Here is a 26,460-nt window from a genome sequence, read left to right as displayed (position 1 = left end):
TCCGCATGAAACGACATGCCGCCTGGGCGGGCATGGCGTCGGGAATCGCGCTTGGCGCCGCTCCCGCGCTTGCATCGGCCGCCACGCTCGACGGTGCCACGCTGTCCGCGCTCTGGGGTATCCCGTTCGCCGGGATCCTGCTGTCCATCGCGTTGTTCCCGCTCGTCGCCCCCGTGTTCTGGCATCACCACTTCGGCAAGATCGCCGCCGGCTGGGCGATCGTGTTCCTGGCGCCGTTCGCGGTCGCGTTCGGCGCCGGCACCGCGTTCGGCACGCTCGTGCATGCGCTGCTCGAGGAATACATTCCGTTCATCGTGCTGCTCACCGCGCTCTATACGGTCGCGGGCGGCATCTGCGTGAACGGCAACCTGCATGGTTCGCCGAAGCTGAATACCGCGATTCTCGCGCTCGGGACGCTGCTCGCGAGCGTGATGGGCACGACGGGCGCCGCGATGCTGCTGATCCGGCCGCTCCTGCGCGCCAACGACAACCGCAAGCATGTCGTGCACGTCGTGATCTTCTTCATCTTCCTCGTCGCGAACGCGGGCGGCTCGCTGTCGCCGCTCGGCGATCCGCCGCTGTTCCTCGGTTTCCTGAACGGCGTGAGCTTCTTCTGGACGACCACGCACCTCGCGCTGCCGATGCTGTTCATCTGCGTGGTGCTGCTGACGCTGTTCTTCGCGCTCGATACGTACTTCTACCGGAAGGGCGGCGAGGAGCGGCCGGCCGCGCTCGATCCGACGCCCGACGGCGCGGCGCTGTCGATCGACGGCAAGATCAACTTCGTGCTGCTGGCGGCCGTGATCGCGCTCGTGCTGATGAGCGGCGTGTGGAAGCCGGGCATCGCGTTCGACGTGTGGGGCACGCACGTTGCGCTGCAGAATCTCGTGCGCGACGTCGCGCTCGCGGCGGTGACGCTCGCGTCGCTCGCGCTGACGCCGCGTTCCGCGCGCGAGGGCAACGCGTTCAACTGGGCGCCGATCGAGGAAGTCGCGAAGCTGTTCGCGGGCATCTTCGTGACGATCGCGCCGGTGATCGTGATCCTGCGCGCGGGCGCGGACGGCGCGTTCGCGCAGATCGTCCATCTCGTCACGGGGCCCGACGGCAAGCCGATCGACGCGATGTACTTCTGGGCGACGGGCATCCTGTCGTCGTTCCTCGACAACGCGCCAACCTATCTCGTGTTCTTCAACCTCGCCGGCGGCGATGCGCAGACGCTGATGACGACCGGCGCGTCGACGCTCGCCGCGATTTCCGCTGGCGCTGTGTTCATGGGCGCGAACAGCTATATCGGCAATGCGCCGAACTTCATGGTGAAGGCGATCGCCGAATCGCGCGGCGTGAAGATGCCGAGCTTCTTTGCGTACCTCGGCTGGGCGCTCGTCGTGCTGATGCCGGTATTCCTGCTGACGTCGTGGCTTTTCTTCCCGGCGTAAGCTGACGATTTTCAACCCGAGCGGGCGGTCCCGGCGGCGCACGGCGCTACGACCCGTCCGCGGCATGCGGAGATGGCGAATGCAGAAGATCCTGGTCGCGCGTCCGATCTTTCCGGACGTGATCGAACGGCTCAAGCAGTATTTCGACGTCGACTGGAACGACGGCGACGCGCTCGCGCCCGACGCGCTCGCCGCGCGTCTGGCCGACAAGGACGGCGCGCTGACGGCCGGCGACCCGGTCGGCGCGGCAACGCTCGCGGCGGCGCCGCGCCTGCGTGTCGTGGCGAACATGGCGGTCGGCTACAACAACTTCGACATGACCGCGTTCAACGCGGCGAACGTGCTCGGCACCAACACACCCGACGTGCTGAACGAGTCGACCGCCGATTTCGGCTGGGCGCTGATGATGGCCGCCGCGCGCCGGATCGCCGAATCCGAACACTGGCTGCGCGCCGGTCACTGGCAGAAGTGGGCGTACGACGGCTTCCTCGGCACCGACATCTACGGCTCGACGCTCGGCGTCATCGGGATGGGCCGCATCGGCCAGGCGCTCGCACGCCGCGCGCGCGGCTTCGGGATGCAGGTGATCTATCACAACCGGTCGCGGGTCGCGCCCGAGATCGAAGCCGAGCTGAATGCCGAATACGTGTCGAAGGACGCGCTGCTCGCCCGTGCCGATCATGTCGTGCTCGTGCTGCCGTACACGAAAGAGAACCATCACACGATCGGCGCGGCCGAGCTCGCGAAGATGAAGCCCACGGCGACGCTGACCAACATCGCGCGCGGCGGGATCGTCGATGATGCGGCGCTGGCCGCCGCGCTGCGCGACGGGACGATCGCCGCGGCCGGCCTCGACGTGTACGAGGGCGAGCCGGCCGTGCATCCGGCGCTGCTCGAGGTGCCGAACGTCGTGCTGACGCCGCATATCGCGAGCGCGACCGAAAAGACCCGCCGCGCGATGGCGAATCTCGCCGCCGACAACCTGATCGCCGCGCTGGGCGAGGGGCCGCGTGCGGGGCAGCCGCCGAATCCGATCAACCCTGACGTGATCGGGAAGCCGCGCGCATGACGATGACGTTGTTGCTTGCGGCGGTCGTCGTGCTGGCCGTCGCGCTCGCGGTGGCGATCGTCGCGCTCGTGCGCGGCGGCGGCCGCCACGACGATGCGGCCGTGCTCGGCGACCAGATCGAGGACGCCGCGCATGCGCAGGCGCGCGCAGTCGAGCGGCTCGAACGCGAATTGCGCGGCGAGATCGTCGAAAACGCACGCGGCTCGCGTACCGAGCTGGCCGGCAGCTTTGCCCAGTTGCAGCAGACGCTCGCCGCGCAACTGACGAGCGTGGCGACCGTGCAGAACAACCAGATCGAAGGTTTCGCGCAGCAGCTCGGCAAGCTCGTCGCCGGCAATGCGCAGCAGTTCGATGCGATGCGCGAGAGCGTGCAGCGCCAGGCCCAGCAGGCGCGCGAGGAACAGACGGGCGCGCTCCGGCTGTTCGGCGACACGTTGAACCGGCAGCTCACGCAATTGACCGAGGCGAACGATCGCCGGATCGGCGAAGTGCGTGCGACGCTCGAACAGCGGCTGAAGGAAATCGAGACGAATAACGCGGCGAAGCTCGAGGAGATGCGCCGCACCGTCGACGAGAAGCTGCACGCGACGCTCGAGCAGCGGCTCGGCGAATCGTTCAAGCTCGTGTCGGACCGGCTCGAACAGGTGCATCGCGGGCTCGGCGAGATGCAGACGCTCGCGGCCGGCGTCGGCGACCTGAAGAAGGTGCTGACCAACGTGAAGACGCGCGGCACCTGGGGCGAGGTGCAGCTCGAGGCGCTGCTCGAACAGATGCTGACGCCCGACCAGTACGCGAAGAACGTCGCGACGGTGCCGAAGAGTACCGAGCGCGTCGAATTCGCGATCCGGCTGCCGGGCCGCGATGCCGGCGCGCGCGACGCAGCGCCGGTGTGGCTGCCGATCGACGCGAAATTCCCGCGCGAAGACTACGAGCGGTTGATCGACGCGCAGGAGCGCGCCGATGCGGTGGCCGTCGAGGAAGCGGCGCGTGCGCTCGAAGCGCGGGTGCGGATGGAAGCGCGCACGATCGCCGAGAAGTACGTCGCGCCGCCGCACACGACCGATTTCGCGCTGCTGTTCCTGCCGACCGAGGGGCTCTATGCGGAGATCCTGCGCCGTCCGGGGCTGACCGACCTGTTGCAGCGCGACTATCGCGTGACGGTCGCCGGGCCGACCACGCTCACCGCGCTGCTGAACAGCCTGCAGATGGGGTTCCGCACGCTCGCGATCGAGCAGCGCTCGAGCGAGGTGTGGCAGGTGCTCGGCGCGGTCAAGACGGAGTTCGGCAAGTTCGGCGACGTGCTCGCGCGCACGAAGGCGCAGCTCGAAACGGTCACGCGCTCGATCGAGTCTGCCGAGCAGCGCACGCGCGTGATGAGCCGCAAGCTGAAGCAGGTCGAGGCGCTGCCGGGTGATGCGGCGGCCGGGCTGCTCGGCGCGGAAGAGGCCGACGGCGCCGATGCGGACGACGCGTGACGCGCGTTGCCGGCAGCCGCCGGACGGAAAAAACGGGCGCCGCGGCGCCCGTTTTCTGTTGTAGCGATCGCCGGCGCGGCCGGCTCGCGCTCAATGCGCGGCGAGCGTGTCCAGCGCGTCGCCCGTCACGCGGACGATGCGCCACTCCGGCAGCACGGTTGCGCCCATCTTCTCGTAGAAATCGATCGCCGGCTGGTTCCAGTCGAGGACCGACCATTCGAAGCGCGCGCAACGGCGCTCGACGGCGAGTGCCGCGAGATGACGCAGCATCGTGGTGCCGAGGCCCGTGCCGCGCTGCGACGGCTGCACGTACAGATCCTCGAGATAGAGCCCGCGGCGGCCGAGGAACGTCGAATAGTTGTGGAAGAACAGCGCATACGCGACGATCGCGCCGTCGCGCTCGGCCACCAGCGCTTCGGCAGCCGGGTGTTCGCCGAACAGCGCGTCGGCGAGATCGGCTTCGGTCGCGACGAACAGCGCCGTGAGCTTCTCGAACTCGGCCAGCTCGCGCATCAGCGCGAGGATCGCGCCGACGTCGCGCGGGTCGGCCGCGCGGATCAGCGGCGTGCCGCTCACGCTTCCTCCGGCGGATCGGACAGCACGATCTCGATGCCGCCGAAGCGCGATGCGACCCAGTTGTACGCATGGCACGCGATCCACAGCAGCACGAAACCGAGGATCGCGTTCAGCAGCAGCGCGCTCAGGATCGTGCTCAACTCGACCATCCCGTAACGGATATACGCGACCAGAATGCCGAGCAGCACGATCGGCACGCTGAACGTCAGGTAGACGAGGATCAGCGCCTTTGCGGTCTGCCCCGCGGCGATCGACGAGATTTGTTTCTTCATGTGCGGATTGCCCCCGTAGTGATGTACCGATTGGAATTCAGATCAGGCCGTCGAGCGGCAGGATGTCGACCGGGGCGCCCGCGTCGACTGCCGCGGTATCGTGGCCCAGGACGATGAAACAGTTGGCGGCGGCGAGACCGCTCAGCGACGCGGAGCTTTGCGATCCGGCCGGCGCGACGTGCCATTGGCCGTCGGCGGCGCGCGTCGCGATGCCGCGCAGGTATTCGGTGCGGCCGGGACGCGTCTTCAACGGCTGCGTACTGAGCGCCGTGTACATGGTCGGCGGCGGCGTCTGCGCGCCGGCCAGCGTCAGCAGCGCGGGGCGCACGATCGCGTAAAACGTCACGGCGGAGGCGACCGGATTGCCGGGCAGCCCGAAGAACAGCGCGTGGCCGGCGCCGTCGCCCGCGCGTGCGAGCGTGCCGCACGCGAGCGGCCGGCCGGGCCGCAGCGCGAGGCTCGCGAACGTCACGTCGCCGAGCCGCGCCATCACGTCGCGCGTGAAGTCGGCTTCGCCGACCGACACGCCGCCCGACGTGATGACCGCATCGGCTTGCGCGGCGATGGCGTCGCGCAATGCGGCTTCGAGCGCGGCCGGGTCGTCCCGGACGATCCCGAGATCGATCGCATCCACGTGCAGCCGTTCGAGCATCGCGATCAGCATGCCGCGATTGCTGTCGTACAGCGCGCCGCGGCCGAGCGGTTCGCCGGGCGCGCGCAACTCGTCGCCGGTCGAGAACACGGCGACGCGCACGCGCCGGCGCACCGTGACGTCGGTGATGCCGAACGAGGCGAGCAGGCCGAGATCGGACGGCCGCAGGATGCGGCCCGCGGCGAGCGCACAGGCGCCGCGCGCGAGATCCTCGCCGGCCTGGCGGCAGTTCGCGCCGCGCGCGACGTCGTGCGCGGCGAAGCGGATCGTGTCGCCGTCGACGCGCACGCGTTCCTGCGGAATCACCGTGTCGCATCCGGCCGGCATCGGCGCGCCCGTCATGATGCGCACGCATGCACCGGCCGCCACGGCGCCGTCGAACGGATGGCCGGCGAACGCGGTGCCGGCGACCGGCATCGCGACCTCGCCCTGCGGCGATGCGAGTGCCGCGGTGCTGCCGTCGAACGCATAGCCGTCCATCGCCGAGTTGTCGTACGCGGGAATGTCGAACGGCGCGCTCACGTCGGCCGCGAGCACGCGGTCGAGCGCATCGCGCAGCGCCACCGTGTCGCACGCGTCGACCGGCGCCGCGAAGCGGCACGCGAGCGCCTGCGCGTCGGCGAGCGACAGCGGGGCATCGGGGTCGGGTGCGGTTCGGGAAGCGGGCGAGGATTGCGTGATCATCAGTCGGACTGCGCCGCAAGGCGTATCGGGTTCGTGGCCGGTGGCGCGAGGAGGGTGCCTGGACGCGGGTTTCGCGTGCGGCGGGCGCCGGGCGGGAACGGCACGGCGCCGTCAGCGGCGGGCCAGCGCGGCGAGTTCCTGCCAGGAGTTGGCATTGTAAAACGCACGCTCGTCGCGAAACTCGACTTCGACCGTCTTGTGGCGTGCGTACCACGCACGCACCTTGCGGTCGCCGGCCGCGAGCCGGGCGGCCAGGTCGTCGGCCAGCGACGTGCGCAGCAGCGCGAACGTCGGCTGCGGCGAACGCATCTGCTGCGCGTCGACGGTAATCGCCATCGCGATGTCGGCCTGCTGCGCGTCGAGCGCCGCATGCAGCCGCGCGACGAGGTCGTCGGGCAGATAGGGCGTATCGCATGGCGAGCACGCGACCAGCGGCGCGCGCGCCGCGCGCATGCCGGCAAGCAGGCCCGCGAGCGGCCCGGGGAAGTCGGGCGTTTCATCCGCGACGATGCGCGCGTCGAACGGCGCACCGAGTTCGGCATAGCGATCGGCATGGCGATTCGCGCTGATCAGCGTCTCGTCGACCTGCGGCGACAGCCGGCGCAGCACGTGCAGCGCGAGCGGCGTACCGTCGAGCAGTTGCAGGCCCTTGTCGACGCCGTCCATGCGGGTCGCGCGCCCGCCTGCGAGCAGCAGGCCGGCGATCGACGGAGAGGCGGAGGCGGGAGCGGGCATCGGGCGCGGGCGGAAAGGGCGTCAGCCGCCGATATACGACATTTCGACGCGCTTGCCGGCGCCGTCGGGCGCGGCGTCGGCCGGCGCGCTGCCGCGCAACTGCGAATAGCGGTCGGTGCGCGCCTGCCAGATGCGGGCGATCGCGGTCGCGATCTCGGCATCGCTCGCGCCGCCGCGCACGAGCGCGCGCAGGTCGTGGCCGGCCGACGCGAACAGGCACAGGTACAGCTTGCCTTCGGTCGACAGCCGCGCGCGCGTGCAGTCGCCGCAGAAGGCCTGCGTGACGCTCGAGATCACGCCGATCTCGCCGCTGCCGTCCGCATAGCCCCAGCGCTGCGCGGTTTCGGCTGCCGTGTGCGGCTCGAGCGGCACAAGCGGGAAGTGTTCGGCGATGCGCGCGACGACGTCCGCCGACGGCAGCACCTCGGTCATGTTCCAGCCGTTCGACGTGCCGACGTCCATGTATTCGATGAAGCGCAGGATCACGCCGGTGCCGCGGAACCGCTCGGCCATCGGCAGGATCTCGCTGTCGTTGGTGCCGCGCTTCACGACCATGTTGACCTTGACCGGCGCGAGGCCCGCGGCCTGCGCGGCGAAGATGCCGTCGAGCACGTCGGCGCTCGCGAACTCGGCATCGTTCATGCGCTTGAACAGCGTATCGTCGAGCGCATCGAGGCTGACCGTGACGCGCGTGAGCCCGGCGTCCTTCAGCGCGCGCGCCTTGCGCGCGAGCAGCGAGCCGTTGGTCGTCAGCGTCAGGTCGAGCGGGCGGCCGGCGTGCGTCGTCAGGCGCGCGAGCCGCTCGATCAGGAATTCGAGGTTCTTGCGCAGCAACGGCTCGCCGCCCGTGATGCGGATCTTCTCGACGCCGTGTGCGACGAAGAGCCGCGCCACGCGCTCGATTTCCTCGTGCGTGAGCAGCGCGCTGTGCGGCAGGAACGGGTAGTCCTTGTCGAAGACCGCACGCGGCATGCAGTACACGCAACGGAAGTTGCAGCGGTCCGTCACCGAAATGCGCAGGTCGCGCAGCGGCCTGGCGAACGTGTCGGCCAGCGTGCCGTCGGGGGCATGCGCGACGCCGGAGACGTCCGGCATCCCGCTGACGTCGGCGAGGGGAATGATGCGTCGGGACATGTTGGAAGAAGTGCGAACCAGACTGCTATTTTAGCCGCAACCGGCCGGCGGGGCCGGGGGGCGGAAACCCGCAGCGCGGACATGAAAAAGCCCGCCGGAGGCGGGCTTTTCCTGGTCGTGCGATGCGCCGTTCAGTGGTGCGTCGTTTCGACCTGCTGCATCGGGGCCGTATCGGCCGGCGGCAGCACCTTGCGTTCGCGCGGCACGCGGGCCGGGCGCGGGAGTCGCGACGCGGCTTCCTGCGCGGCCGCGAACTTGTCGGCGTCCGTGTTCACCCAGACGAGACCGGCCTGCTCCAGCACGACATCCAGGCTCGCCGAAGCGGGCGCGGCTGCCGGTTGTGCGGGGGCGGCAGCCGGTGTCGGCGCCGGTGCAGCGACGGCTTCGGCCGGCGCTGCCTCGACAGGTGCCTCGATCGCCACCGGAGCGGCTTCGATCGCCACCGGAGCAGCTTCGATCGCCACGGCGGCCGGTGCGGCTGGCTCGACGGGCGCGGCTTGCGGCGCCTCGACAGCGGCCGGAGCGGCTGCCGGCACTTCGAACGCATCGGTCGGCGACACGGCGACCGGCGCCGGGCCCGCTTCCGCGACTGCCGGTGCGACCGGTGCCGGTTCCGCTGCCTGGACGGCGACGACGGGCTCGACCGGGGCGGCCGGAGCCACTTCGGCGTGTGCCGGTGCCGGCTGCGCTTCGACAGCGGCCGGTGCGGCATGCTGCTCGACGACGGCTTCCACGGCGACCGCGCTTGCCACGGCCGCGACGACTGCCGGTGCGGCCGTGCGGGCCGGTTCGGCTGCGACCGGTGCGTCCGGCGTCACGGCTTGCGCCGCGACTTCGCCTTCGGCGCCTTGCTCGGCCTGGTCGACTGCGCCGTCTTCCTCGCGCTCGCGACGACCGCCGCGGCGGCCGCGACGGCGACGGCGGCGTTCTTCGCCGTCACGTGCGCCGGCTTCCGCATCGGCTGCCAGTTCCGCGCCGGGCAGGGCTTCTGCAACAGCCTGGTCGGTTTCCAGTTCCGGATGGTTTTCGCCGCGGGTGACGGTTTCGAGCGTGGCCGCATGCTGGGTCGGCTTGCGGCGTTCGCCGCGCTCGCGACGCTCGCCGCGTTCCTGGCGCTCGCCACGGCCGGCTGCTTCGACGCCTTCCGGCTGTTCGACACGCTCGCGCGGTTCGCGGTTTTCGCGCGGTTCGCGCGGCTCACGGCCTTCACGCGGCTCGCGACCTTCGCGCGGGCCACGGCCCTCGCGACCTTCGCGACCCTCACGGTTTTCGCGGCCTTCGCGCAGCTCACGGCCTTCACGCGGCTCACGGCCCTCGCGCGGCTCACGGCCTTCACGCGGTTCGCGCACTTCCTTGCCTTCGCGTTCCTGGCGTTGCGGCTGGCCACGGCCTGCGGCTGCCTGGTCGCGGCCGCCTTGCGCCTGCTGGGCGCCGCCGCGACGGTTGCGATTGCGATCGCCGCCGCGCTGCTCGGTCTTTTCGGTGCGCTCGCGAGCCGGACGGGCTGCCTGCTCCTTCGCCGGAGCCGGCGCGACCGGTGCGGGCGCCGGTGCCGGCGATACGCCGAACAGGCCCTTCAGCCAGCCGATGAAGCCACCGCTTGCCGCGGCGACGGGCGCCGGGGCTGCAACGACGGGCTCGACCGGACGCTGCGGAGCCGGGCTCGGTGCCGGACGCTCGGGCGTGATGCCCTTGACCGCGGCTTCCTGCTTCGGCTTCACTTCGGCCGCCCGCTTGCTGTAGCCGGTTTCCGACTCGAGCTCGCGGGCCGCTTCCTCGGCCATCTTCCAGGACGCGCGCGGATCGTCGAGGCGTGCGTCGTCGTGACGCAGGCGCTCGAGCTTGTAGTGCGGCGTATCGAGGTGCTTGTTCGGGATCAGCACGATGCCGACCTTGAAGCGCGACTCGATCTTGTTGATTTCCTGACGCTTTTCGTTCAACAGGAAGGCGGTCACCTCGACCGGCACCTGGCAGTGGATCGCCGCGGTGTTTTCCTTCATCGCTTCTTCCTGAATGATCCGCAGGACCTGCAGCGCGGACGATTCGGTATCGCGGATGTGGCCGGTGCCGTTGCAGCGCGGGCACGTCACGTGGCTGCCTTCCGACAGCGCCGGACGCAGCCGCTGGCGCGACAGCTCCATCAGGCCGAAGCGGGAGATCTTGCCCATCTGCACGCGTGCACGGTCGTGCTTGAGCGCGTCCTTCAGGCGTTGCTCGACTTCACGCTGGCTCTTCGCCGATTCCATGTCGATGAAATCGATCACGATCAGGCCGCCAAGGTCGCGCAGGCGCAGCTGGCGGGCGACTTCGTCGGCCGCTTCGAGGTTCGTGCGGGTGGCCGTCTCCTCGATGTCCGCACCCTTGGTCGCGCGTGCCGAGTTCACGTCGATCGCGACGAGCGCTTCGGTGTGGTCGATCACGATCGCGCCGCCGGACGGCAGCGGGACCGTGCGCGAGTACGCGGTCTCGATCTGGTGCTCGATCTGGAAGCGGGAGAACAGCGGCACGTCGTCGTGATAGCGCTTCACTTTCGCGACGTTGTCCGGCATCACGATGTCCATGAACGCACGGGCCTGATCATGGATTTCGTTCGTATCGATCAGGATTTCGCCGATATCCGGCTGGAAATAGTCCCGGATCGCGCGGATCACGAGGCTCGATTCCAGATAGATCAGCATCGGCTGGCCGGCGTTGCCGCTTTGCGAAGCGGCCTCGATCGCGCGCCACAGTTGCAGCAGGTAGTTCAGGTCCCACTGCAGTTCCTCGGCGCTGCGGCCGATGCCCGCGGTACGGGCGATCATGCTCATGCCGTCGGGAATCTCCAGCTGCGCCATGGTTTCGCGCAGTTCCTGGCGCTCGTCGCCTTCGATCCGGCGCGACACACCGCCGCCGCGCGGATTGTTCGGCATCAGCACGAGGTAGCGGCCGGCGAGCGAGATGAAGGTGGTGAGGGCGGCGCCCTTGTTGCCACGTTCTTCCTTTTCGACCTGGACGATCAGCTCCTGGCCTTCGCGCAGGGCATCCTGAATGCGCGCGGAGCGCATGTCGATGCCGTCCTTGAAGTACTGGCGGGCGACTTCCTTGAACGGCAGGAAGCCGTGGCGGTCTTCGCCGTAGTTGACGAAGCACGCTTCGAGCGACGGCTCGATACGGGTGATGACACCTTTGTAGATATTGCCTTTGCGCTGTTCGCGCCCGGCGGTTTCGATGTCGATGTCGATGAGCTTTTGCCCATCGACGATGGCGACGCGCAGCTCCTCCTGCTGCGTCGCATTGAACAGCATGCGTTTCATGAACGACTCCAGGCGGCTCCGCTGCCGGCGCCTCGCGGTTGTCAGTCGCGAGGGCGGGAACGACGGCAGGCCGCACCTTGTTGTGTTGTCACGAGCACGCTGGAGCGGGAACGCTGGCGGGGAGAATTGCCTGAAGAGGCGCTTGGGCCCGAAAGACGGGGCCGGCGGCCATAGGGCACCTGCGAATACGGCTTCAAAGCACGGCGTTCACACACCGCACGCTGCAAAAGCGCGCTAAGCCTGATCCGGGCATTGCCACGGGCGCGCGCAATGCGTCGCGCGCGCCGACGGGCGGCAGATGCTGCGGCTTGGGCCGCAGCGGGGAGTATCGAATCCAGCCCGACTTTCCCGCTTGGGGTGTACTTCCCTGGTTTGACGTCGCCAAGCCCCGCACGCTTCGCGGGGCCAAATCGGGCGCAACGCCGTAATTTTCGCAACCGGCAGCCTGCGGACGCACTTCGCGCCGTCGGGCTGCCGATCAAATTCTTTTCAACCAACTTTCCGTTACCGCGGCGCCTTGCCGACCGAATCCGCCTGTGGGCGCGATCCTTGCCGACGGGCGGCGCCGTGCGTGCAACTTGCTGCTTCTCTTTGATTAGGGGCGAGCAGCGGACCCCCGGCGCAAGTAAAATAGCAGTTTGCGCTTGCGCCTTGCCCGATTCAGCCGGGGCTGGCCGAACAGGCCACCCACAACGTCAGGCTGGGCAAAATTATATTCAGTATGAATGAGTTAGGCAAAATATCCCAGAATTCGGTCGCAAGCGGCCAGGTATCGATGATCGAGATCGACGAAAACTCGGCCGGTCAGCGGATCGACAATTTCCTGTTGCGCGTCTGTAAAGGCGTGCCGAAAAGCCATATTTACCGGATCCTCCGCAGCGGCGAAGTGCGCGTCAACAAGGGCCGGATCGACGCCCAGTACCGCCTCGCACTGGGCGACCTCGTCCGCGTGCCGCCGGTGCGGGTGGCGGCGGCCGACCTCGCGCGCGCCGACACGCCCGTCGTGCCGCCCGCGAATTTCGACGTGCTGTACGAGGACGACGCGATGCTCGTCATCGACAAGCCGGCCGGGGTCGCGGTCCACGGCGGCAGCGGCGTCGCGTTCGGCGTGATCGAGCAGATGCGCCAGTCGCGCCCGCGCGCGAAATTCCTCGAACTGGTGCACCGGCTCGACCGCGAGACGTCCGGGATCCTGATGCTCGCGAAGAAGCGCACGGCGCTCGTGGGCCTGCACGAGCAGATTCGCGAGAACAGGATGGACAAGCGCTACTTCGCGTGCGCGCACGGCGAATGGCAGCCCGACTGGGGCCGGCGCCGCGCGGTGAAGGCGCCGCTGTTCAAGTATTCGACCCCGGAAGGGGAGCGCCGCGTGCGCGTGCAGGACGACGGGCTGGCGTCGCATACGGTGTTCAACCTCGTCGACCGCTGGGCCGACTACGTGCTCGTCGAAGCGGAACTCAAAACGGGTCGGACCCATCAGATCCGGGTGCACCTCGCGCATCTCGGCCTGCCGATCGCCGGCGACGCCAAGTACGGCGATTTCGCACTGAACAAGGCGCTGGCGCGCGCGAACGCGCAGCCGTCGTTGAAGCGGATGTTCCTGCATGCGCACCGGCTGAAGCTCGCTCACCCGCTGACCGGCGAGGCGCTGCAGTTCGATGCGCCGCTGCCGGCCGAATGCCGGCGCTTTCTCGATCAACTCAGCGCATTGCGCGATAACGCCTGAACCGCATGGCTCGACAGCAATTTGACCTGATCGTCTTCGACTGGGACGGCACGCTGATGGATTCGACTGCGCACATCGCGCACAGCATCCAGGCCGCATGCCGCGATCTCGGCCTGCCCACGCCGTCCGACGAGGCGTCCCGCTACGTGATCGGCCTCGGCCTGCGCGATGCGCTGAAGATTACAGCTCCGACCCTCGATCCATCCGACTATCCGCGGCTGGCGGAGCGTTATCGCTATCACTACCTGCTGGACGACCAGCGCATCGAACTGTTCGCCGGCGTGCGCGAGCTGCTCGCGGAATTGCGCGATACGGGCTATCTGCTCGCGGTCGCGACCGGCAAGGGCCGGGTCGGGCTGAACCGCGTGCTCGACCAGTCGAAGCTCACGAGCCTGTTCGACGCGACGCGCTGCGCGGACGAGACGTTCTCGAAGCCGCACCCGGCGATGCTGCATGAACTGTCTCGCGAATTGGGGCAGGACCTTGCGCGCACCGTGATGATCGGCGACACCACGCACGACCTGCAGATGGCCGCCAGCGCGGGGGCGGCCGGCGTCGGCGTCTCATACGGCGCGCACACGGCCGATGCGCTGGCGGCGCTCACGCCGCGCTTCGTCGCGCCGGACGTCGGCGCGCTGGCAGCATGGCTGCGGGAGCACGCATGAGCGCGGCGCCGGACGCCGTGCGCGTGTGCGCATCGAGCGCGCTGACCGACGGCGGCGCCGGCGTGCGCGTCGATGCGACGCTGCGCGGCGAACAGGCCGTCGTGTTCTTCGTGCGCTACGACGGCCGCGCCTACGGCTACCTGAACCGCTGCGCGCATGTGCCGATGGAGCTCGACTGGGCCGAAGGGCAGTTCTTCGAGTCGTCGGGCCTCTATCTGATGTGCGCGACGCACGGCGCGATCTATGCGCCGGATACCGGCAAGTGCGTCGGCGGCCCGTGCCGCGGCGGCCGCCTGCGGCCGGTCGAGGTCGACGAGCGCGACACGCCCGACGGCCGTGCGGTATTCTGGGTGCCCGATGCGGATCTGCATCCTGCCACTCCCGCCACGACCGACTGACGACACCACTGCATGGCCGACCAACCGAATTCCCCGGATTCCTCCTCCCGTCCCGACAACCGTGAACCGAGCTGGGAGCGCGCGGCGCTCGAGCGGATCGCGCTCGCGGCCGTCAAGGAGCAGCGCGCGGCACGGCGCTGGAAGATCTTCTTCCGCTTCGCGTTTCTCGGCGTGTTCGTGCTGTTCGCGTTCGCGCTGATCGATTTCTCGAGCGATTCGAAGTTCTCGTCGAGCGGGCGGCATACGGCGCTCGTGACGATCGACGGCGAGATCGCGGCCGGCGTCAACGCGAACGCCGAGGACATCAACACGGCGCTCGACGCCGCGTTCGACGACGACGGCACGGTCGGCGTCGTGCTGCGGATCAACAGCCCGGGCGGCAGCCCGGTGCAGGCCGGGATGGTCTACGACGAGATCCGGCGGTTGCGCGGCAAGTATCCGGACAAGCCGCTGTACGTCGTCGTGACCGACATGTGCGCGTCGGGCGGCTATTACATCGCGTCCGCGGCCGACAAGATCTTCGTCGACAAGGCGAGCATCGTCGGGTCGATCGGCGTGCTGATGGACGGGTTCGGCTTCACCGGGCTGATGGGCAAGCTCGGGGTCGAGCGGCGCCTGCATACGTCGGGCGAAAACAAGGGCTTCTACGATCCGTTCTCGCCGGAAACGCCGAAGATGGACGCGCACGCGCAGGCGCTGCTCGACCAGGTGCATGCGCAGTTCATCAAGGCGGTGAAGGATGGCCGCGGCAAGCGGCTGCACGAGACGCCCGACATGTTCTCCGGCCTGTTCTGGACCGGCGAGAGGAGCGTCGAGCTCGGGCTCGCCGACGGCTACGGCACGACCGACACGGTCGCGCGCGACGTGCTGAAGGCGCCGGATCTGGTCGACTACACGGTGAAGGAAAGCCTGACGAATCGTGTCGCGCGCAAGTTCGGCGCGGCCGTCGGGGGCGCCGCGATGAAGGCGCTGACGGCCGGCGGCGCGTCGGTCAGCCTGCGCTGACGGCTGACGGCTGACGGCTGACGGTGCCAACCGGCGGGCCGCGATGGCCCGCCTTTCACTTTCATCAGTTAGAGCCGATCGCCGGTCGCGGCATCAGTTCGCGAGCAGCAGGAAGATCGCGGGGCGCTTCTGCAGATTCGGCGCAGGCGCCTTTTTCCAGTCCGCCACCGTGCGGCTCGCGATCGTCTCGGTCGCGAGGGTCAGGTCGGCCGCGACGCAGATCTGCGTCGACGGCGCGCAGGTCGCGACCAGCGTGTCGAGCATCGCGTGATTCCGGTACGGCGTTTCGATGAAGATCTGCGTCTGGCGCGCCTTGCGCGACAGTTGCTCGAGTTCGCGCAGGCGTTTCGCGCGCGCGGCCGCATCGACCGGCAGGTAGCCGTTGAACGCGAAACTCTGGCCGTTCAGGCCCGACGCCATCAGCGCGAGCAGGATCGAACTCGGCCCGACGAGCGGCACGACCTTCACGCCGCGCTCGTGCGCGCGGCGCACCAGCAGCGCACCGGGGTCGGCGACGGCCGGGCAGCCGGCCTCCGACACGAGGCCGGCGTCCGCGCCGGCCAGCACGGGCGCGAGCAGCCGGTCGATGGCGCCGGCCGGCGTATTGACGTTCAGCTCGCTGATCTCGATTTCCTGGATCGGGCGCGTCGTGCCGATCTTCTTCAGAAACGCGCGGGTCGTTTTCGCGTTCTCGCCGATGTAATAGCCGAGCGTGCCGGCGCGCGCCTGCACGGCGGCGGGCAGTACGGCGGCGAGCATCGATTCGTCGCCTTCGCCGAGCGTGTTCGGAACAAGGTAAAGCGTGCCGGCGGTCATGCGCGGTCTCCTCGGGTGATGGCAAACAACGGGTAGTCGGCGGCGCGCAGCATCCGCGTGAGGGCGATCAGCGGCAGGCCGACGAGCGCGGTCGGGTCGTCCGAGTCGATCGCGTCGAGCAGCGCGATGCCGAGCCCTTCGGACTTCGCGCTGCCGGCCACGTCGTACGGCGTTTCCGCGCGCAGGTAGGCGTCGAGTTCGGCCTCGGGCAGCGAACGGAAGCGCACGTGCGTGACGATGTCCTCGACCTGCGCTTCGTCGGTGCGGCTGTCGTACAGGCAGAGCGCGCTGTGGAATTCGACTTCGCGGCCCTGCATCGACATGAGTTGCGCGAGCGCGCGCTCATGCGTGCCGGGCTTGCCGATCTGGTGCCCGTCGAAGGTCGCGACCTGGTCCGACCCGATCACGAGCACGCCGTCCGGCGCGTCGATCGTCGCGGCCACGGCGCGCGCCTTCGCGTCGGCGAGACGCAGCGCGGTCGCGGCCGGCGTTTCGCCGGCGAGCGGGGTTTCGTCGAGGTCGGGCGACATGACGTCGAACGGTACGCCGAGGCGCTCGAGGAGCGCGCGGCGGTAGCGGGAACTGGAGGCAAGAATCAGCCGCGGCGGGCGGCAAACGGTATCCGGCATGGTCGGTTGGATCGGTGAGTCGTCAGGTGTGGCGCGGCGTTGCGCGGACGCAAGCTTAAGTGATTGACCGCAAAAGGTAAAACAGGTATGCTTTCCCGCTTTTCGTCGGCAGGCTTCCGTGGTGGTGGCGCCTGCCGGGTCTTCGGAAGTAAAGTACGTCATCCTTCGATGAGCCGTACGCGAGCGGTGCCAAGCCGGATCCCGCAAGTCAGCCTGTAGGCAGGAGCGCACATGAACACTTCTTCTGGCAAACCTGCGGCGGCCCTCGATCCGCACGCGGTCGACCTGTTCGAGTTCGCCCGCAGCGGGCGGCAGGCAGCCGGGGCGGTGCACCTCTCGCAACTGCCGCGCATGTTAAACGAAGTGCCGACGGACGTGCCGGATCGCGACACGGTCTTCACGTGGCAGGCGGAAGGGTTCACGCAGAAGGAGTTGCAGGACGACGGCGCCGACGGGCAGCAGCCGTATCTGCGCCTCGCGGTGCACGGCCATGCGTGGCTCACGTGCCAGCGCTGCATGACGCCGTACGACCAGACGTTCGACGTCGACATGACGTACCGGGTCGTCGCGACCGAAGAAGAAGCCGAGGAATTTCCGCTCGACGACGATGAAGCCGATGTGATCGTGGGCTCACGCCAGTTCGATCTCGTCGACTTGATCGAAGAGGAATTGCTGCTTTCGTTGCCGCTCGTGCCCAAGCACGAGGTTTGCCCGGCAGTTCACGAAAGCCTCGTGTCGGGCGCGAGCGGTCCCGTGGAAGAGGCGGACGAGGAGTCCGGCGAAGCCGGGGACGAAGGCAAACGGCCGAATCCGTTCGCAGCGCTGCAAGCGTTGAAGAAGGACGGTGACGGCACCAAGAAACACTAAGCAGTTGTGGCGCGGGAAGGCGTAAGGGCTTTGGGCCAGGGTAGTTAAGCGCCGGATCGGGCTGTGTTAGAATCCGGAAAATTATTTAGGAGTTAGTCATGGCAGTCCAGCAAAACAAGAAGTCGCCGTCGAAGCGCGGCATGCATCGTTCGCACGATTTTCTGACGACCACGCCGCTGGCAGTCGAGCCGAGCACGGGTGAAGTGCATCTGCGTCACCACGTCAGCCCGAACGGCTACTATCGCGGCAAGAAAGTCGTCAAGACGAAGAACGACTAAGCGTCAAGTCACGCGTTGCGCGCTACGCTCGCCGTTCGCGTGACAACTGGTTCGCTTGACACTTTCCTGGCGCAACAAAAAGGCGGCATTCAACTGCCGCTTTTTTGTGCCTGAAATTCGTCGCATTCCATGACCGTAAAGCTCACAATCGATTGCATGGGAGGCGACCACGGCCCGTCCGTGACCGTTCCCGCGGCAGTCAAGTTCGTCCGCGCGCATCCCGATGCGCACCTGATGCTCGTCGGCATCGAAAGCGCGATTCGCGCTCAGCTGAAGAAGCTGAAAGCCCTCGACGATCCCGCGTTGACCATCGTGCCCGCCACCGAAGTCGTGGCGATGGACGACCCTGTCGAAGTGGCGCTGCGCAAGAAGAAGGATTCTTCGATGCGCGTCGCGCTCAACCACGTCAAGGAAGGCGCGGCGCAGGCCTGCATTTCCGCCGGCAATACCGGCGCGCTGATGGCCGTTTCCCGTTACGTGCTCAAGACGCTGCCCGGCATCGAGCGGCCCGCGATCGCGTTCGCGCTGCCGAACCCGACCGGCTACACGATGATGCTGGACCTCGGCGCGAACGTCGACTGCGAACCGCAGCACCTGCTGCAGTTCGCGGAGATGGGGCACGCGCTCGTGGCCGCGCTCGAAGGCAAGGAGCGCCCGACGATCGGCCTCTTGAACATCGGCGAAGAGGTCATCAAGGGCAACGAGACGATCAAGCGCGCAGGCGAGCTGCTGCGCGCCAGCACGCTCAATTTCCGCGGCAACGTGGAAGGCAACGACATCTACAAGGGCACCGTCGACGTGATCGTCTGCGACGGCTTCGTCGGCAACGTCGCGCTGAAGACGTCCGAAGGGCTCGCGCAGATGCTGTCGGACATCATCCGCGAGGAGTTCGGCCGTTCGCTGATGTCGAAGCTGATGGCGCTGCTCGCGCTGCCCGTGCTGATGCGTTTCAAGAAGCGCGTCGACCACCGCCAGTACAACGGCGCGGCGCTGCTTGGGCTGAAGAGCCTCGTGATCAAGAGTCACGGTTCGGCCGACGCCTACGCGTTTGAGTGGGCGATCAAACGCGGGTATGATGCCGTCAAAAACGGGGTGCTGGAGCGCCTCGCGCGCGCGATGGCGGATAATTCAGTATCGCTCGGCGATGGCGAGCACGACGCGGGCGGCGCGGGCCATGCAGGCCCGGCCGCAGGCCATCACGCCGAACCTTCCGCTGCGCAATCCTCTAAAGCTTAAATGGCCCAATCGACTCTCTATTCCCGCGTGCTCGGCACGGGCAGCTACCTGCCGCCCGACCGCGTCACGAACCAGCAGTTGACCGATCGTCTTGCGAAGGAAGGCATCGAGACGAGCGATGAATGGATCGTGGCGCGCACGGGCATCCATGCGCGCCATTTCGCCGCACCCGACGTCACGACGAGCGATCTCGCGCACGAGGCGTCGCGTCGTGCGATTGAAATGGCCGGTATCGATCCGCAGTCGATCGACCTGATCATCGTCGCGACTTCGACCCCCGATTTCGTGTTCCCGAGCACCGCGTGCCTGCTGCAGAACAAGCTCGGCATCAAGAACGGCGGCGCGGCATTCGACGTGCAGGCGGTGTGCTCGGGCTTCGCGTACGCGATGGCGACGGCCGACAGCTTCATCCGCAGCGGCCAGCACCGCACGGCGCTGATCGTCGGCGCGGAGACCTTCTCGCGCATTCTCGACTTCAAGGACCGCACGACCTGCGTGCTGTTCGGCGACGGCGCGGGCGCGGTGATCCTGTCCGCATCGGAAGAGCCGGGCGTGCTCGGCAGCGCGCTGCACGCGGACGGCAGCTACTCGAACATCCTGTGCACGCCGGGCAACGTCAATCGCGGTGTGATCGACGGCAGCGCGTTCCTGCATATGGACGGGCAGGCCGTGTTCAAGCTCGCGGTCAACGTGCTCGAAAAGGTCGCGATCGAAGCGCTCGCGAAGGCGAATCTCGCGCCCGAGCAAATCGACTGGCTGATTCCGCACCAGGCCAACATCCGCATCATGACCAGCACCTGCCGCAAGCTCGGCCTGCCGCAGGAGCGCATGGTCGTGACGGTCGACCAACACGGCAACACGTCGGCCGCGTCGATTCCGCTGGCGCTCGACGCCGCGGTGCGCGACGGTCGCATCCAGCGTGGCCAGCACGTGCTGATCGAAGGCGTCGGCGGCGGCTTCACCTGGGGCGCGTCGGTCTTCCGCTTCTGATCCGCGGCGCGCGACAAGCCGCGCGCGGATCCCGTCGGCGCGCCGTTCGTGCGCGCCGTCCGAATCGATTCAATTGGGGACGATATGAAATTTGCATTCGTTTTTCCGGGGCAGGGCTCGCAGGCGATCGGCATGCTCAACGCATTCGCCGATCTGGCCGTCGTGCGCGAGACGCTCCAGGAAGCGTCCGATGCACTCAATCAGGATCTCGGCAAGCTGATCGCCGAAGGTCCGGCCGAAGAGCTGAACCTGACCACCAACACGCAGCCCGTGATGCTGACCGCAGCGTACGCGTGTTACCGCGCATGGCAGCAGGCAGGCGGCCCGGCGCCGTCGATCGTCGCCGGCCACAGCCTCGGTGAATACACGGCGCTCGTCGCGGCCGGCGCGCTCGCGTTCAAGGACGCGGTGCCGCTCGTGCGCTTTCGCGCGCAGGCGATGCAGACGGCCGTGCCGGTCGGCCAGGGCGGCATGGCCGCGATCCTGGGCCTCGACGACGACACGGTGCGCGCGGTGTGCGCCGAAGCCGCGGAAGCGGGCGTCGTCGAAGCGGTGAACTTCAATGCGCCTGCGCAGGTCGTGATCGCAGGCAGCAAGGCCGCGGTCGAAAAGGCATGCGAAATCGCGAAGGCGAAGGGCGCGAAGCGCGCGCTGCCGCTGCCGGTGTCGGCGCCGTTCCATTCGTCGCTGCTCAAGCCGGCGTCGGATCAGCTGCGCGACTATCTCTCGAACGTCGACGTGAAGGCGCCGCAGATTCCGGTCGTCAACAACATCGACGTCGCCGTGGTCAGCGATCCGGCCGCGATCAAGGATGCGCTGGTGCGCCAGGCCGCGGGCCCGGTGCGCTGGGTCGAGTGCGTGCGGCACATCGCGGGCACGGGCGTCACGCACGTGATCGAATGCGGCCCGGGCAAGGTGCTCGCCGGCCTGACGAAGCGCATCGACGGCAACCTGACGGGTGCGTTGGTGTTCGATCCGGCTTCGCTCGACGAAGTGCTCAAGCTCGCGACCGCCTGACGCGGCGCCTTTTCCCAAGCAACGGATAATCGATTCATGGACAAGACTCTCGATAAACAGGTTGCGATCGTGACCGGCGCGTCGCGCGGCATCGGCCGTTCGATCGCGCTCGAACTCGCGCGCCTGGGCGCGACGGTGATCGGCACGGCGACGAGCGAATCGGGCGCCGCCGCGATCACCGCGGCGTTCGCGGAGGCGGGCGTCACGGGCCGCGGCGCGGTGCTGAACGTCAACGACGCGGCAGCCGCCGAGGCGCTGATCGATGCGACCGTGAAGGAATTCGGCGCGCTGAACGTGCTCGTCAACAACGCGGGCATCACGCAGGACCAGCTCGCGATGCGGATGAAGGACGAGGACTGGGACGCGGTGATCGACACCAACCTGAAGTCGGTGTTCCGCCTGTCGCGTGCGGTGCTGCGCCCGATGATGAAGGCGCGCGGCGGCCGTATCATCAACATCACGTCGGTGGTCGGCTCGGCCGGCAATCCGGGTCAGGTCAACTACGCGGCCGCGAAGGCCGGCGTCGCGGGCATGACGCGTGCGCTCGCGCGTGAAATCGGCAGCCGCGGCATCACCGTGAACTGCGTCGCGCCGGGCTTCATCGACACCGACATGACGAAGACGCTGCCGGAAGAACAGCAGGCCGCGCTCAAGACCCAGATTCCGCTCGGCCGCCTCGGCAGCCCGGAGGACATCGCCCACGCCGTCGCGTTCCTCGCATCGCCGCAGGCCGGTTACATCACCGGCACGACGCTGCACGTGAACGGCGGCATGTACATGTCGTAACGGTTTTCGTTTACCATCCGCGCCGTATCCCGTTTTTCAGGCGGATCGGCGCTTGATCGACCATCAAGCCAACGCGCGTTTTGGCGTCAGCAAACCTGATAAAATGCGCGCACTTGTAAATCTGAACTTTCCCTCGGAGGGGTAATGGACAACATCGAACAACGTGTCAAGAAGATCGTCGCTGAACAACTGGGCGTCGCGGAAGCCGAGATCAAGAACGAAGCTTCGTTCGTGAACGACCTGGGCGCGGACTCGCTCGACACGGTCGAACTGGTGATGGCGCTCGAAGACGAGTTCGGCATGGAAATCCCGGACGAAGAAGCGGAGAAGATCACGACCGTTCAGCAAGCGATCGACTACGCTCGCGCAAACGTCAAGGCGTAAGCGCCTTTCGCGCTTGTCCGCCACGTCGCCGCGATCTTCGCGATTGACGCGCCATCCTGCCGGCTTCGCGCCGGACGGACTAACAGCCACAGGGCTCGCAGGGCTGGTTCCTGTGGCCACTGTGGCTTTTGTTTTTGTCATCCAATAATGGAAAAGAGGTTACCGTGAGCCGCCGTCGTGTTGTCGTTACAGGCCTGGGGCTGATTTCGCCTGTTGGCAATAATGTTGCCGACGGCTGGGCCAATCTCGTCGCCGGCAAGTCCGGTATCGCCACCGTCACGAAGTTCGATGCGTCGAACCTCGCCTGCCATTTCGCGGGCGAAGTGAAGGGTTTCAGCGCCGAGGAGTACATCCCGGCGAAGGAAGCCCGGAACATGGATACGTTCATCCATTACGGCATCGCCGCCGGCATCCAGGCCGTCAGGGACAGCGGACTGGAAGTGACCGAAGCCAATGCGGAACGCATCGGCGTGCTGGTCGGCTCCGGCATCGGCGGCCTGCCGATGATCGAAGATACGCACCAGACCTACGTCGATCGCGGCGCGCGCCGGATTTCGCCGTTCTTCGTGCCGGGTTCGATCATCAACATGATCTCGGGTCACCTGAGCATCATGTTCGGCCTGAAGGGCCCGAACCTTGCGGCCGTGACGGCCTGCACGACCGGCCTGCACAGCATCGGCCTCGCCGCGCGCCTGATCCAGGCCGGCGACGCCGACGTGATGGTCGCGGGCGGCGCCGAATCGACGGTGTCGCCGCTCGGCATCGGCGGTTTCGCCGCAGCGCGCGCGCTGTCGACCCGCAACGACGATCCGGCTACCGCGTCGCGTCCGTGGGACAAGGATCGCGACGGCTTCGTGCTGGGCGAGGGCTCGGGTGTGATGGTGCTCGAAGAGTACGAGGCGGCGAAGGCGCGTGGCGCGAAGATCTACGCGGAAGTCTCGGGCTTCGGCATGACGGGCGACGCGTACCACATGACCGCGCCGAACATGGACGGCCCGCGCCGCTGCATGGTCGCGGCACTGCGCGACGCCGGCGTGAATGCCGACGAGGTGCAGTACCTGAACGCGCATGGCACGTCGACGCCGCTGGGCGACAAGAACGAGTCCGACGCGGTGAAGGCGGCCTTCGGCGAGCACGCGTACAAGATGGTGGTCAACTCGACGAAGTCGATGACGGGCCACCTGCTGGGTGGCGCGGGCGGCCTCGAGTCGGTGTTCACGGTGCTGGCGCTGCACAACAACGTGTCGCCGCCGACCATCAACATCTTCAACCAGGACCCCGAGTGCGATCTCGATTACTGCGCGAACACCGCGCGTGACATGAAGATCGACGTGGCCGTGAAGAACAACTTCGGCTTCGGCGGTACCAACGGCACGCTGGTGTTCAAGCGCGTCTGACGTCGAATCGCTTGACGAGTCCATTCGATGCTCCGGCCGGGCGTCCGCAGCGCTTTGCGTTGCGGGCCTCGGCCGTGTCGTATCTCGTGCTGGCCGCGTTCGTCGCGTCGGCTGCCGCGTCGGCGTACCTGTTCTGGGCGCCGCGCGCGGGCGCTGCCGCCGGCGCAGGCGTGTCGGCCGCGACGGCGGCACTGCTGGCCATATGGGCGGCGCGGGCCTGCGCCCGCCGGCTGCCGGCCGAGCTGCGGATCGATGCCTTCGGGGAGATTGCGGCGTTTGGCCGCACCGGGCGGTTGCTGGCCCGTGGCCGCGTGACGGGCCATGCGCACTGGAGCAGCCTGCTGCTGGTGCTGTCGGTCGGGCAGGGCGCCCGGCGGGCCCGGCCGCTGCTGATTCCGGCCGACGCGCTCGACGCCGCGTCGTTCAGCGCGCTGTCGGTGCTGGCGAGAACGGCCGGGGCGGCGGGGCGGGCATGAGGGCGGCTCGGTTACGGGCCGTAACCAGCGGCCGGCGCCGGAACGCTACAATAACGCTCCGCGTTGCATCCCTAGTTAACGGATTTGTCAGGTGAGTGAAAAAGAAATCGATCAGGCTCTGGTCGAGCGCGTACAGAAGGGCGACAAGGCGGCGTTCGAACTCCTGGTCTCCAAATACCACCGCAAGATCATTCGGCTGATCTCGCGCCTCGTGCGGGATCCCGCCGAGGTCGAGGATGTGGCCCAGGACGCGTTCATCAAGGCGTATCGTGCGCTGCCGCAATTCCGCGGCGAATCGGCGTTCTATACGTGGTTGTACCGAATTGCCGTCAACACGGCGAAGAACTACCTTGCGACGCAAGGCCGCCGGGCGCCGACCTCGACCGAGGCCGATGCGGAGGAAGCGGAAACTTTCTCCGACGCAGACCAACTAAGGGATATCAACACGCCTGAATCGATGTTGATGAGCAAGCAGATTGCCGAGACGGTCAACGCTGCAATGGCTCTGCTGCCCGAAGAACTGCGCCAGGCAATCACGCTGCGCGAGATCGAGGGCCTGAGCTACGAAGAGATCGCGGAAATGATGGGCTGTCCGATCGGGACGGTCCGGTCGCGGATCTTCCGTGCACGCGAGGCAATCGCTGCCAAATTGCGTCCGCTGCTCGATACGCCCGAAGGCAAGCGCTGGTAAGCGCGATGGGCGGAACGACGCGGGTCGGGGTCTAGTTACGGATAGAGTCGTGAAGTCACGACGGGGTGTGCAAGATGGGGAGCATCATGGGGTCGGTCAATACGCAATCGCAAGCGTGCTCGCGCGGCGAGCGCCTTTCCGCGCTGGTCGACGGCGAAATGTTCGATGGCCCGGATCACGGGCAGTTTCTGGCTGAGCTCGACCGCGCGGATCGCGCCGTGTGGGCCCATTACCACCTGATCGGCGATGCGCTGCGCTCGGACGAGCTCGCGCTGCCGCCCGCGCTGAGCGTCGCGTTCACCGCGCGCATGTCGGCTGCGCTCGAAAGCGAGCCGCATCTGCTGGCACCGGCGGCCGCGCCGGTCGCGCGCAAGCTGCTGTCGCTGCGCCGCCGCGTCGTGCCCGCGTTCGCGGTGGCCGCCGCGGCCGCCACGCTGACGTGGATCGTCGTCCCGCAGATGCAGACGGCCGGTGCCCCGGGCGCCGTCCAGGTCGCATCGGTGGGCGCGCCGCAGAACGGCAACCTGCAGCGCGTGACGGTTGCGCAGGCATCGGCCCAGCCGGGCCTGCAGGACGTCAACATCATTCGCGACGCCAGCCTCGACCAATACCTTGAAGCGCACCAGCAATTCGCCCAGCAGCCCGTCGTCACGGGTTCGATGCCGCTGATCCGCGCTGCCGTGACCACCACGCCAGGCCAATAAACCCGATGCGGACATTGCAGTTGAATCACGCCATCTCCGGATGGAAGCGGCTGCCGGCCCTCCTGCTTTGCGCAGCCGCCCTGTTGTCCGTTCAATCCATTCCTGCCAGCGCCCAGCAACCGGACGATCCCGTCGCGACCCGCAAGGGCGCCGCGGACTGGCTCGACCGTGTCCAGCAGGCCGCGCAGCAGCAGAGCTACGAAGGTACGTTCGTCTACCAGCGCGGCGGGTATGTGCAGTCGTCGCGCATCGCGCACGTGTCGTCCCGCGACGGCGAGTTCGAGCGGATCGAGACGCTCGACGGCAAGCCGCGCAAGCTGCTGCGGCACAACGACGAGCTGTATACGTTCGTGCCCGAGCGCAAGCTGTGCGTGGTCGAGCGCCGTCAGACGCGCGACTCGTTCCCCGCGCTGCTCGGCGCGAGCGGCGAGCACGTGATGTCCGTCTACGATGCGAAGTTGCTCGGCAAGGACCGCGTGGCCGGGATCGACGCGCAGGTCGTCGAACTCGTGCCGAAGGATGCGTACCGTTTCACGTACAAGCTGTGGGCCGACGCGCGCACCGGGCTGCTGCTGCGTTCGCAGACGCTCGATGCGAACGATCACGTGCTCGAGCAGATCGCGTTCTCGCAATTGCAGACGGGCGGCGCAAGCGGCGACAAGGCCGCGATTGCAGCCGGCATGCGCAACCTGAACGGCTGGACGGTCGTGCGCCCGCCGGTCGCGACTGTCGACATGGAAGCGCAGGGCTGGCAGCTCGCGCCGAGCGTCGCCGGCTTCCAGAAGATTCGTGAAGTGCGCCGGCCGATGGCCGCGCGCGATGCGGGCGATCCGCCGATCCCGGTCGATCAGGCCGTGTTCACCGACGGCCTCGCGACGATCTCGGTTTTCATCGAGCCGGCCGAAAAGAACACGCGCAAGGAAGGCGCGGGCAGCACCGGTGCGACGCACGTTCTCGTGAAGCGCCGCGGCGACTACTGGATCACCGTGCTCGGCGAAGTGCCGCCGGCGACGTTGCAGCAGTTCGCGTCTGCCATAGAATACAAGGCTTCCAAGTAACGCTACGGCTT

The 26,460-nt window shown here is 67.8% G+C and carries 27 protein-coding genes; 19 read left to right on the top strand and 8 right to left on the bottom strand.

Features of this window, described 5'->3' with window-relative positions; translation table 11 throughout:
- Nucleotides 1–5: 5 nt before the first annotated feature.
- The 3 genes from HWX03_RS11280 (at nt 6) to rmuC (ending at nt 3,980) form a co-directional block, all read left to right on the top strand.
- Nucleotides 6–1,436, top strand: coding sequence for a sodium:proton antiporter (locus HWX03_RS11280; RefSeq protein ID WP_175871294.1), 1,431 nt, complete (start codon nt 6–8; stop codon nt 1,434–1,436).
- Between the two features lie 79 nt (nt 1,437–1,515).
- The gene (locus tag HWX03_RS11275) at nt 1,516–2,505 is read left to right on the top strand and encodes a D-glycerate dehydrogenase (protein WP_175871293.1); all 990 of its coding nucleotides are present in this window, start codon (nt 1,516–1,518) and stop codon (nt 2,503–2,505) included.
- The gene (rmuC, locus tag HWX03_RS11270) at nt 2,502–3,980 is read left to right on the top strand and encodes a DNA recombination protein RmuC (protein ID WP_175871292.1); all 1,479 of its coding nucleotides are present in this window, start codon (nt 2,502–2,504) and stop codon (nt 3,978–3,980) included. The genes HWX03_RS11275 and rmuC overlap by 4 nt, the downstream gene beginning before the upstream one ends.
- Nucleotides 3,981–4,070: 90 nt before the next feature.
- Here rmuC and HWX03_RS11265 read toward each other — a convergent pair whose 3' ends face one another.
- The 6 genes from HWX03_RS11265 to HWX03_RS11240 all read right to left on the bottom strand — a co-directional run bounded on the left by HWX03_RS11265 (nt 4,071) and on the right by HWX03_RS11240 (nt 11,326).
- Nucleotides 4,071–4,556 carry a GNAT family N-acetyltransferase gene (locus tag HWX03_RS11265; RefSeq protein WP_175871291.1) on the bottom strand — a complete coding sequence of 162 codons (486 nt, stop codon included), beginning with the start codon at nt 4,554–4,556 and terminating at the stop codon, nt 4,071–4,073.
- Nucleotides 4,553–4,828, bottom strand: coding sequence for a hypothetical protein (locus HWX03_RS11260; protein ID WP_006476519.1), 276 nt, complete (start codon nt 4,826–4,828; stop codon nt 4,553–4,555). The genes HWX03_RS11265 and HWX03_RS11260 overlap by 4 nt, the downstream gene beginning before the upstream one ends.
- Nucleotides 4,829–4,865: 37 nt before the next feature.
- A complete protein-coding gene (glp, locus tag HWX03_RS11255; protein ID WP_175871290.1) occupies nt 4,866–6,164 on the bottom strand; it encodes a gephyrin-like molybdotransferase Glp in 1,299 nt (432 codons plus the stop codon).
- Between the two features lie 111 nt (nt 6,165–6,275).
- A complete protein-coding gene (gene mobA / locus HWX03_RS11250) occupies nt 6,276–6,899 on the bottom strand; it encodes a molybdenum cofactor guanylyltransferase MobA (RefSeq protein WP_175871289.1) in 624 nt (207 codons plus the stop codon).
- A gap of 21 nt (nt 6,900–6,920) precedes the next feature.
- On the bottom strand, nt 6,921–8,033 hold the full coding sequence (gene moaA / locus HWX03_RS11245) for a GTP 3',8-cyclase MoaA (protein WP_175871288.1): 1,113 nt from the start codon (nt 8,031–8,033) through the stop codon (nt 6,921–6,923).
- Between the two features lie 131 nt (nt 8,034–8,164).
- Nucleotides 8,165–11,326 carry an Rne/Rng family ribonuclease gene (locus HWX03_RS11240; protein ID WP_175871287.1) on the bottom strand — a complete coding sequence of 1,054 codons (3,162 nt, stop codon included), beginning with the start codon at nt 11,324–11,326 and terminating at the stop codon, nt 8,165–8,167.
- Between the two features lie 721 nt (nt 11,327–12,047).
- Here HWX03_RS11240 and HWX03_RS11235 point away from each other — a divergent pair.
- From HWX03_RS11235 to HWX03_RS11220, 4 genes are read left to right on the top strand one after another with little or no spacing between them, the layout of a single operon-like run.
- Complete coding sequence (locus HWX03_RS11235; RefSeq protein WP_175871286.1) at nt 12,048–13,052, top strand: RluA family pseudouridine synthase; 1,005 nt, start codon at nt 12,048–12,050, stop codon at nt 13,050–13,052.
- A gap of 5 nt (nt 13,053–13,057) precedes the next feature.
- Nucleotides 13,058–13,717 (top strand): HAD-IA family hydrolase, encoded by a 660-nt coding sequence (locus HWX03_RS11230; RefSeq protein ID WP_175820264.1) that lies wholly within the window; start codon nt 13,058–13,060, stop codon nt 13,715–13,717.
- Nucleotides 13,714–14,115, top strand: coding sequence for a Rieske 2Fe-2S domain-containing protein (locus tag HWX03_RS11225; protein ID WP_027805410.1), 402 nt, complete (start codon nt 13,714–13,716; stop codon nt 14,113–14,115). The genes HWX03_RS11230 and HWX03_RS11225 overlap by 4 nt, the downstream gene beginning before the upstream one ends.
- A gap of 12 nt (nt 14,116–14,127) precedes the next feature.
- On the top strand, nt 14,128–15,120 hold the full coding sequence (locus HWX03_RS11220; protein WP_175871285.1) for a S49 family peptidase: 993 nt from the start codon (nt 14,128–14,130) through the stop codon (nt 15,118–15,120).
- A 93-nt stretch (nt 15,121–15,213) separates the two neighbouring features.
- Here the strand turns inward: HWX03_RS11220 and HWX03_RS11215 are convergent, their stop codons facing one another.
- Both HWX03_RS11215 and HWX03_RS11210 read right to left on the bottom strand, forming a co-directional pair.
- Nucleotides 15,214–15,936, bottom strand: coding sequence for an SAM-dependent methyltransferase (locus HWX03_RS11215; RefSeq protein WP_174390368.1), 723 nt, complete (start codon nt 15,934–15,936; stop codon nt 15,214–15,216).
- Entirely contained in the window at nt 15,933–16,565 is a 633-nt protein-coding gene (locus HWX03_RS11210; protein WP_175871284.1) for a Maf-like protein, read from the bottom strand. The genes HWX03_RS11215 and HWX03_RS11210 overlap by 4 nt, the downstream gene beginning before the upstream one ends.
- A gap of 231 nt (nt 16,566–16,796) precedes the next feature.
- Between HWX03_RS11210 and HWX03_RS11205 the strand changes: the two genes are divergently transcribed.
- The 12 genes from HWX03_RS11205 to HWX03_RS11150 all read left to right on the top strand — a co-directional run bounded on the left by HWX03_RS11205 (nt 16,797) and on the right by HWX03_RS11150 (nt 26,449).
- On the top strand, nt 16,797–17,432 hold the full coding sequence (locus HWX03_RS11205) for a DUF177 domain-containing protein (protein ID WP_175820261.1): 636 nt from the start codon (nt 16,797–16,799) through the stop codon (nt 17,430–17,432).
- Nucleotides 17,433–17,530: 98 nt separating this feature from the next.
- Nucleotides 17,531–17,710, top strand: coding sequence for a 50S ribosomal protein L32 (gene rpmF / locus HWX03_RS11200; RefSeq protein ID WP_114176500.1), 180 nt, complete (start codon nt 17,531–17,533; stop codon nt 17,708–17,710).
- Between the two features lie 129 nt (nt 17,711–17,839).
- A complete protein-coding gene (gene plsX, locus HWX03_RS11195) occupies nt 17,840–18,946 on the top strand; it encodes a phosphate acyltransferase PlsX (RefSeq protein WP_175871283.1) in 1,107 nt (368 codons plus the stop codon).
- Nucleotides 18,947–19,936, top strand: a complete 990-nt coding sequence (locus HWX03_RS11190; RefSeq protein WP_175871282.1) for a beta-ketoacyl-ACP synthase III — start codon at nt 18,947–18,949, stop codon at nt 19,934–19,936. It begins immediately after the preceding gene.
- Nucleotides 19,937–20,020: 84 nt separating this feature from the next.
- The gene (gene fabD / locus HWX03_RS11185; protein ID WP_175871281.1) at nt 20,021–20,953 is read left to right on the top strand and encodes an ACP S-malonyltransferase; all 933 of its coding nucleotides are present in this window, start codon (nt 20,021–20,023) and stop codon (nt 20,951–20,953) included.
- Between the two features lie 36 nt (nt 20,954–20,989).
- Entirely contained in the window at nt 20,990–21,739 is a 750-nt protein-coding gene (gene fabG / locus HWX03_RS11180) for a 3-oxoacyl-ACP reductase FabG (RefSeq protein WP_006476504.1), read from the top strand.
- 144 nt (nt 21,740–21,883) lie between these two features.
- Nucleotides 21,884–22,123 carry an acyl carrier protein gene (gene acpP / locus HWX03_RS11175; RefSeq protein WP_004197638.1) on the top strand — a complete coding sequence of 80 codons (240 nt, stop codon included), beginning with the start codon at nt 21,884–21,886 and terminating at the stop codon, nt 22,121–22,123.
- Nucleotides 22,124–22,287: 164 nt separating this feature from the next.
- A complete protein-coding gene (gene fabF, locus HWX03_RS11170) occupies nt 22,288–23,520 on the top strand; it encodes a beta-ketoacyl-ACP synthase II (RefSeq protein ID WP_174432382.1) in 1,233 nt (410 codons plus the stop codon).
- An 11-nt stretch (nt 23,521–23,531) separates the two neighbouring features.
- Entirely contained in the window at nt 23,532–23,996 is a 465-nt protein-coding gene (locus HWX03_RS11165) for a hypothetical protein (protein WP_175871280.1), read from the top strand.
- Between the two features lie 91 nt (nt 23,997–24,087).
- The gene (gene rpoE, locus HWX03_RS11160) at nt 24,088–24,687 is read left to right on the top strand and encodes an RNA polymerase sigma factor RpoE (RefSeq protein ID WP_006490873.1); all 600 of its coding nucleotides are present in this window, start codon (nt 24,088–24,090) and stop codon (nt 24,685–24,687) included.
- Between the two features lie 86 nt (nt 24,688–24,773).
- A complete protein-coding gene (locus HWX03_RS11155; RefSeq protein ID WP_174390361.1) occupies nt 24,774–25,391 on the top strand; it encodes an RseA family anti-sigma factor in 618 nt (205 codons plus the stop codon).
- Between the two features lie 5 nt (nt 25,392–25,396).
- Nucleotides 25,397–26,449 (top strand): MucB/RseB C-terminal domain-containing protein, encoded by a 1,053-nt coding sequence (locus HWX03_RS11150; RefSeq protein ID WP_175871279.1) that lies wholly within the window; start codon nt 25,397–25,399, stop codon nt 26,447–26,449.
- Nucleotides 26,450–26,460 lie beyond the last annotated feature (11 nt).

Origin of the sequence: Burkholderia sp. BCC0397 (assembly GCF_902832865.1) — a bacterium.
In the GTDB taxonomy this organism is placed as follows: domain Bacteria; phylum Pseudomonadota; class Gammaproteobacteria; order Burkholderiales; family Burkholderiaceae; genus Burkholderia.
The sequence above is the reverse complement of the archived record's forward strand: the minus strand, read 5'-3'. Positions and strand labels throughout refer to the sequence as shown.

Bases quoted from the DNA above. Each gene is read 5' to 3' on its own strand.
- HWX03_RS11150 (WP_175871279.1), top strand. From the start codon at position 25,397: ATGCGGACATTGCAGTTGAATCACGCCATCTCCGGATGGAAGCGGCTG.
- glp (WP_175871290.1), bottom strand. From the start codon at position 6,164: ATGATCACGCAATCCTCGCCCGCTTCCCGAACCGCACCCGACCCCGAT.
- HWX03_RS11280 (WP_175871294.1), top strand. From the start codon at position 6: ATGAAACGACATGCCGCCTGGGCGGGCATGGCGTCGGGAATCGCGCTT.
- HWX03_RS11215 (WP_174390368.1), bottom strand. From the start codon at position 15,936: ATGACCGCCGGCACGCTTTACCTTGTTCCGAACACGCTCGGCGAAGGC.
- HWX03_RS11235 (WP_175871286.1), top strand. From the start codon at position 12,048: ATGAATGAGTTAGGCAAAATATCCCAGAATTCGGTCGCAAGCGGCCAG.
- fabG (WP_006476504.1), top strand. From the start codon at position 20,990: ATGGACAAGACTCTCGATAAACAGGTTGCGATCGTGACCGGCGCGTCG.
- HWX03_RS11230 (WP_175820264.1), top strand. From the start codon at position 13,058: ATGGCTCGACAGCAATTTGACCTGATCGTCTTCGACTGGGACGGCACG.
- mobA (WP_175871289.1), bottom strand. From the start codon at position 6,899: ATGCCCGCTCCCGCCTCCGCCTCTCCGTCGATCGCCGGCCTGCTGCTC.
- HWX03_RS11260 (WP_006476519.1), bottom strand. From the start codon at position 4,828: ATGAAGAAACAAATCTCGTCGATCGCCGCGGGGCAGACCGCAAAGGCG.
- rmuC (WP_175871292.1), top strand. From the start codon at position 2,502: ATGACGATGACGTTGTTGCTTGCGGCGGTCGTCGTGCTGGCCGTCGCG.
- HWX03_RS11275 (WP_175871293.1), top strand. From the start codon at position 1,516: ATGCAGAAGATCCTGGTCGCGCGTCCGATCTTTCCGGACGTGATCGAA.
- acpP (WP_004197638.1), top strand. From the start codon at position 21,884: ATGGACAACATCGAACAACGTGTCAAGAAGATCGTCGCTGAACAACTG.
- HWX03_RS11220 (WP_175871285.1), top strand. From the start codon at position 14,128: ATGGCCGACCAACCGAATTCCCCGGATTCCTCCTCCCGTCCCGACAAC.
- plsX (WP_175871283.1), top strand. From the start codon at position 17,840: ATGACCGTAAAGCTCACAATCGATTGCATGGGAGGCGACCACGGCCCG.
- HWX03_RS11205 (WP_175820261.1), top strand. From the start codon at position 16,797: ATGAACACTTCTTCTGGCAAACCTGCGGCGGCCCTCGATCCGCACGCG.
- HWX03_RS11190 (WP_175871282.1), top strand. From the start codon at position 18,947: ATGGCCCAATCGACTCTCTATTCCCGCGTGCTCGGCACGGGCAGCTAC.
- HWX03_RS11210 (WP_175871284.1), bottom strand. From the start codon at position 16,565: ATGCCGGATACCGTTTGCCGCCCGCCGCGGCTGATTCTTGCCTCCAGT.
- moaA (WP_175871288.1), bottom strand. From the start codon at position 8,033: ATGTCCCGACGCATCATTCCCCTCGCCGACGTCAGCGGGATGCCGGAC.
- HWX03_RS11225 (WP_027805410.1), top strand. From the start codon at position 13,714: ATGAGCGCGGCGCCGGACGCCGTGCGCGTGTGCGCATCGAGCGCGCTG.
- HWX03_RS11155 (WP_174390361.1), top strand. From the start codon at position 24,774: ATGGGGTCGGTCAATACGCAATCGCAAGCGTGCTCGCGCGGCGAGCGC.
- fabD (WP_175871281.1), top strand. From the start codon at position 20,021: ATGAAATTTGCATTCGTTTTTCCGGGGCAGGGCTCGCAGGCGATCGGC.
- rpmF (WP_114176500.1), top strand. From the start codon at position 17,531: ATGGCAGTCCAGCAAAACAAGAAGTCGCCGTCGAAGCGCGGCATGCAT.
- HWX03_RS11240 (WP_175871287.1), bottom strand. From the start codon at position 11,326: ATGAAACGCATGCTGTTCAATGCGACGCAGCAGGAGGAGCTGCGCGTC.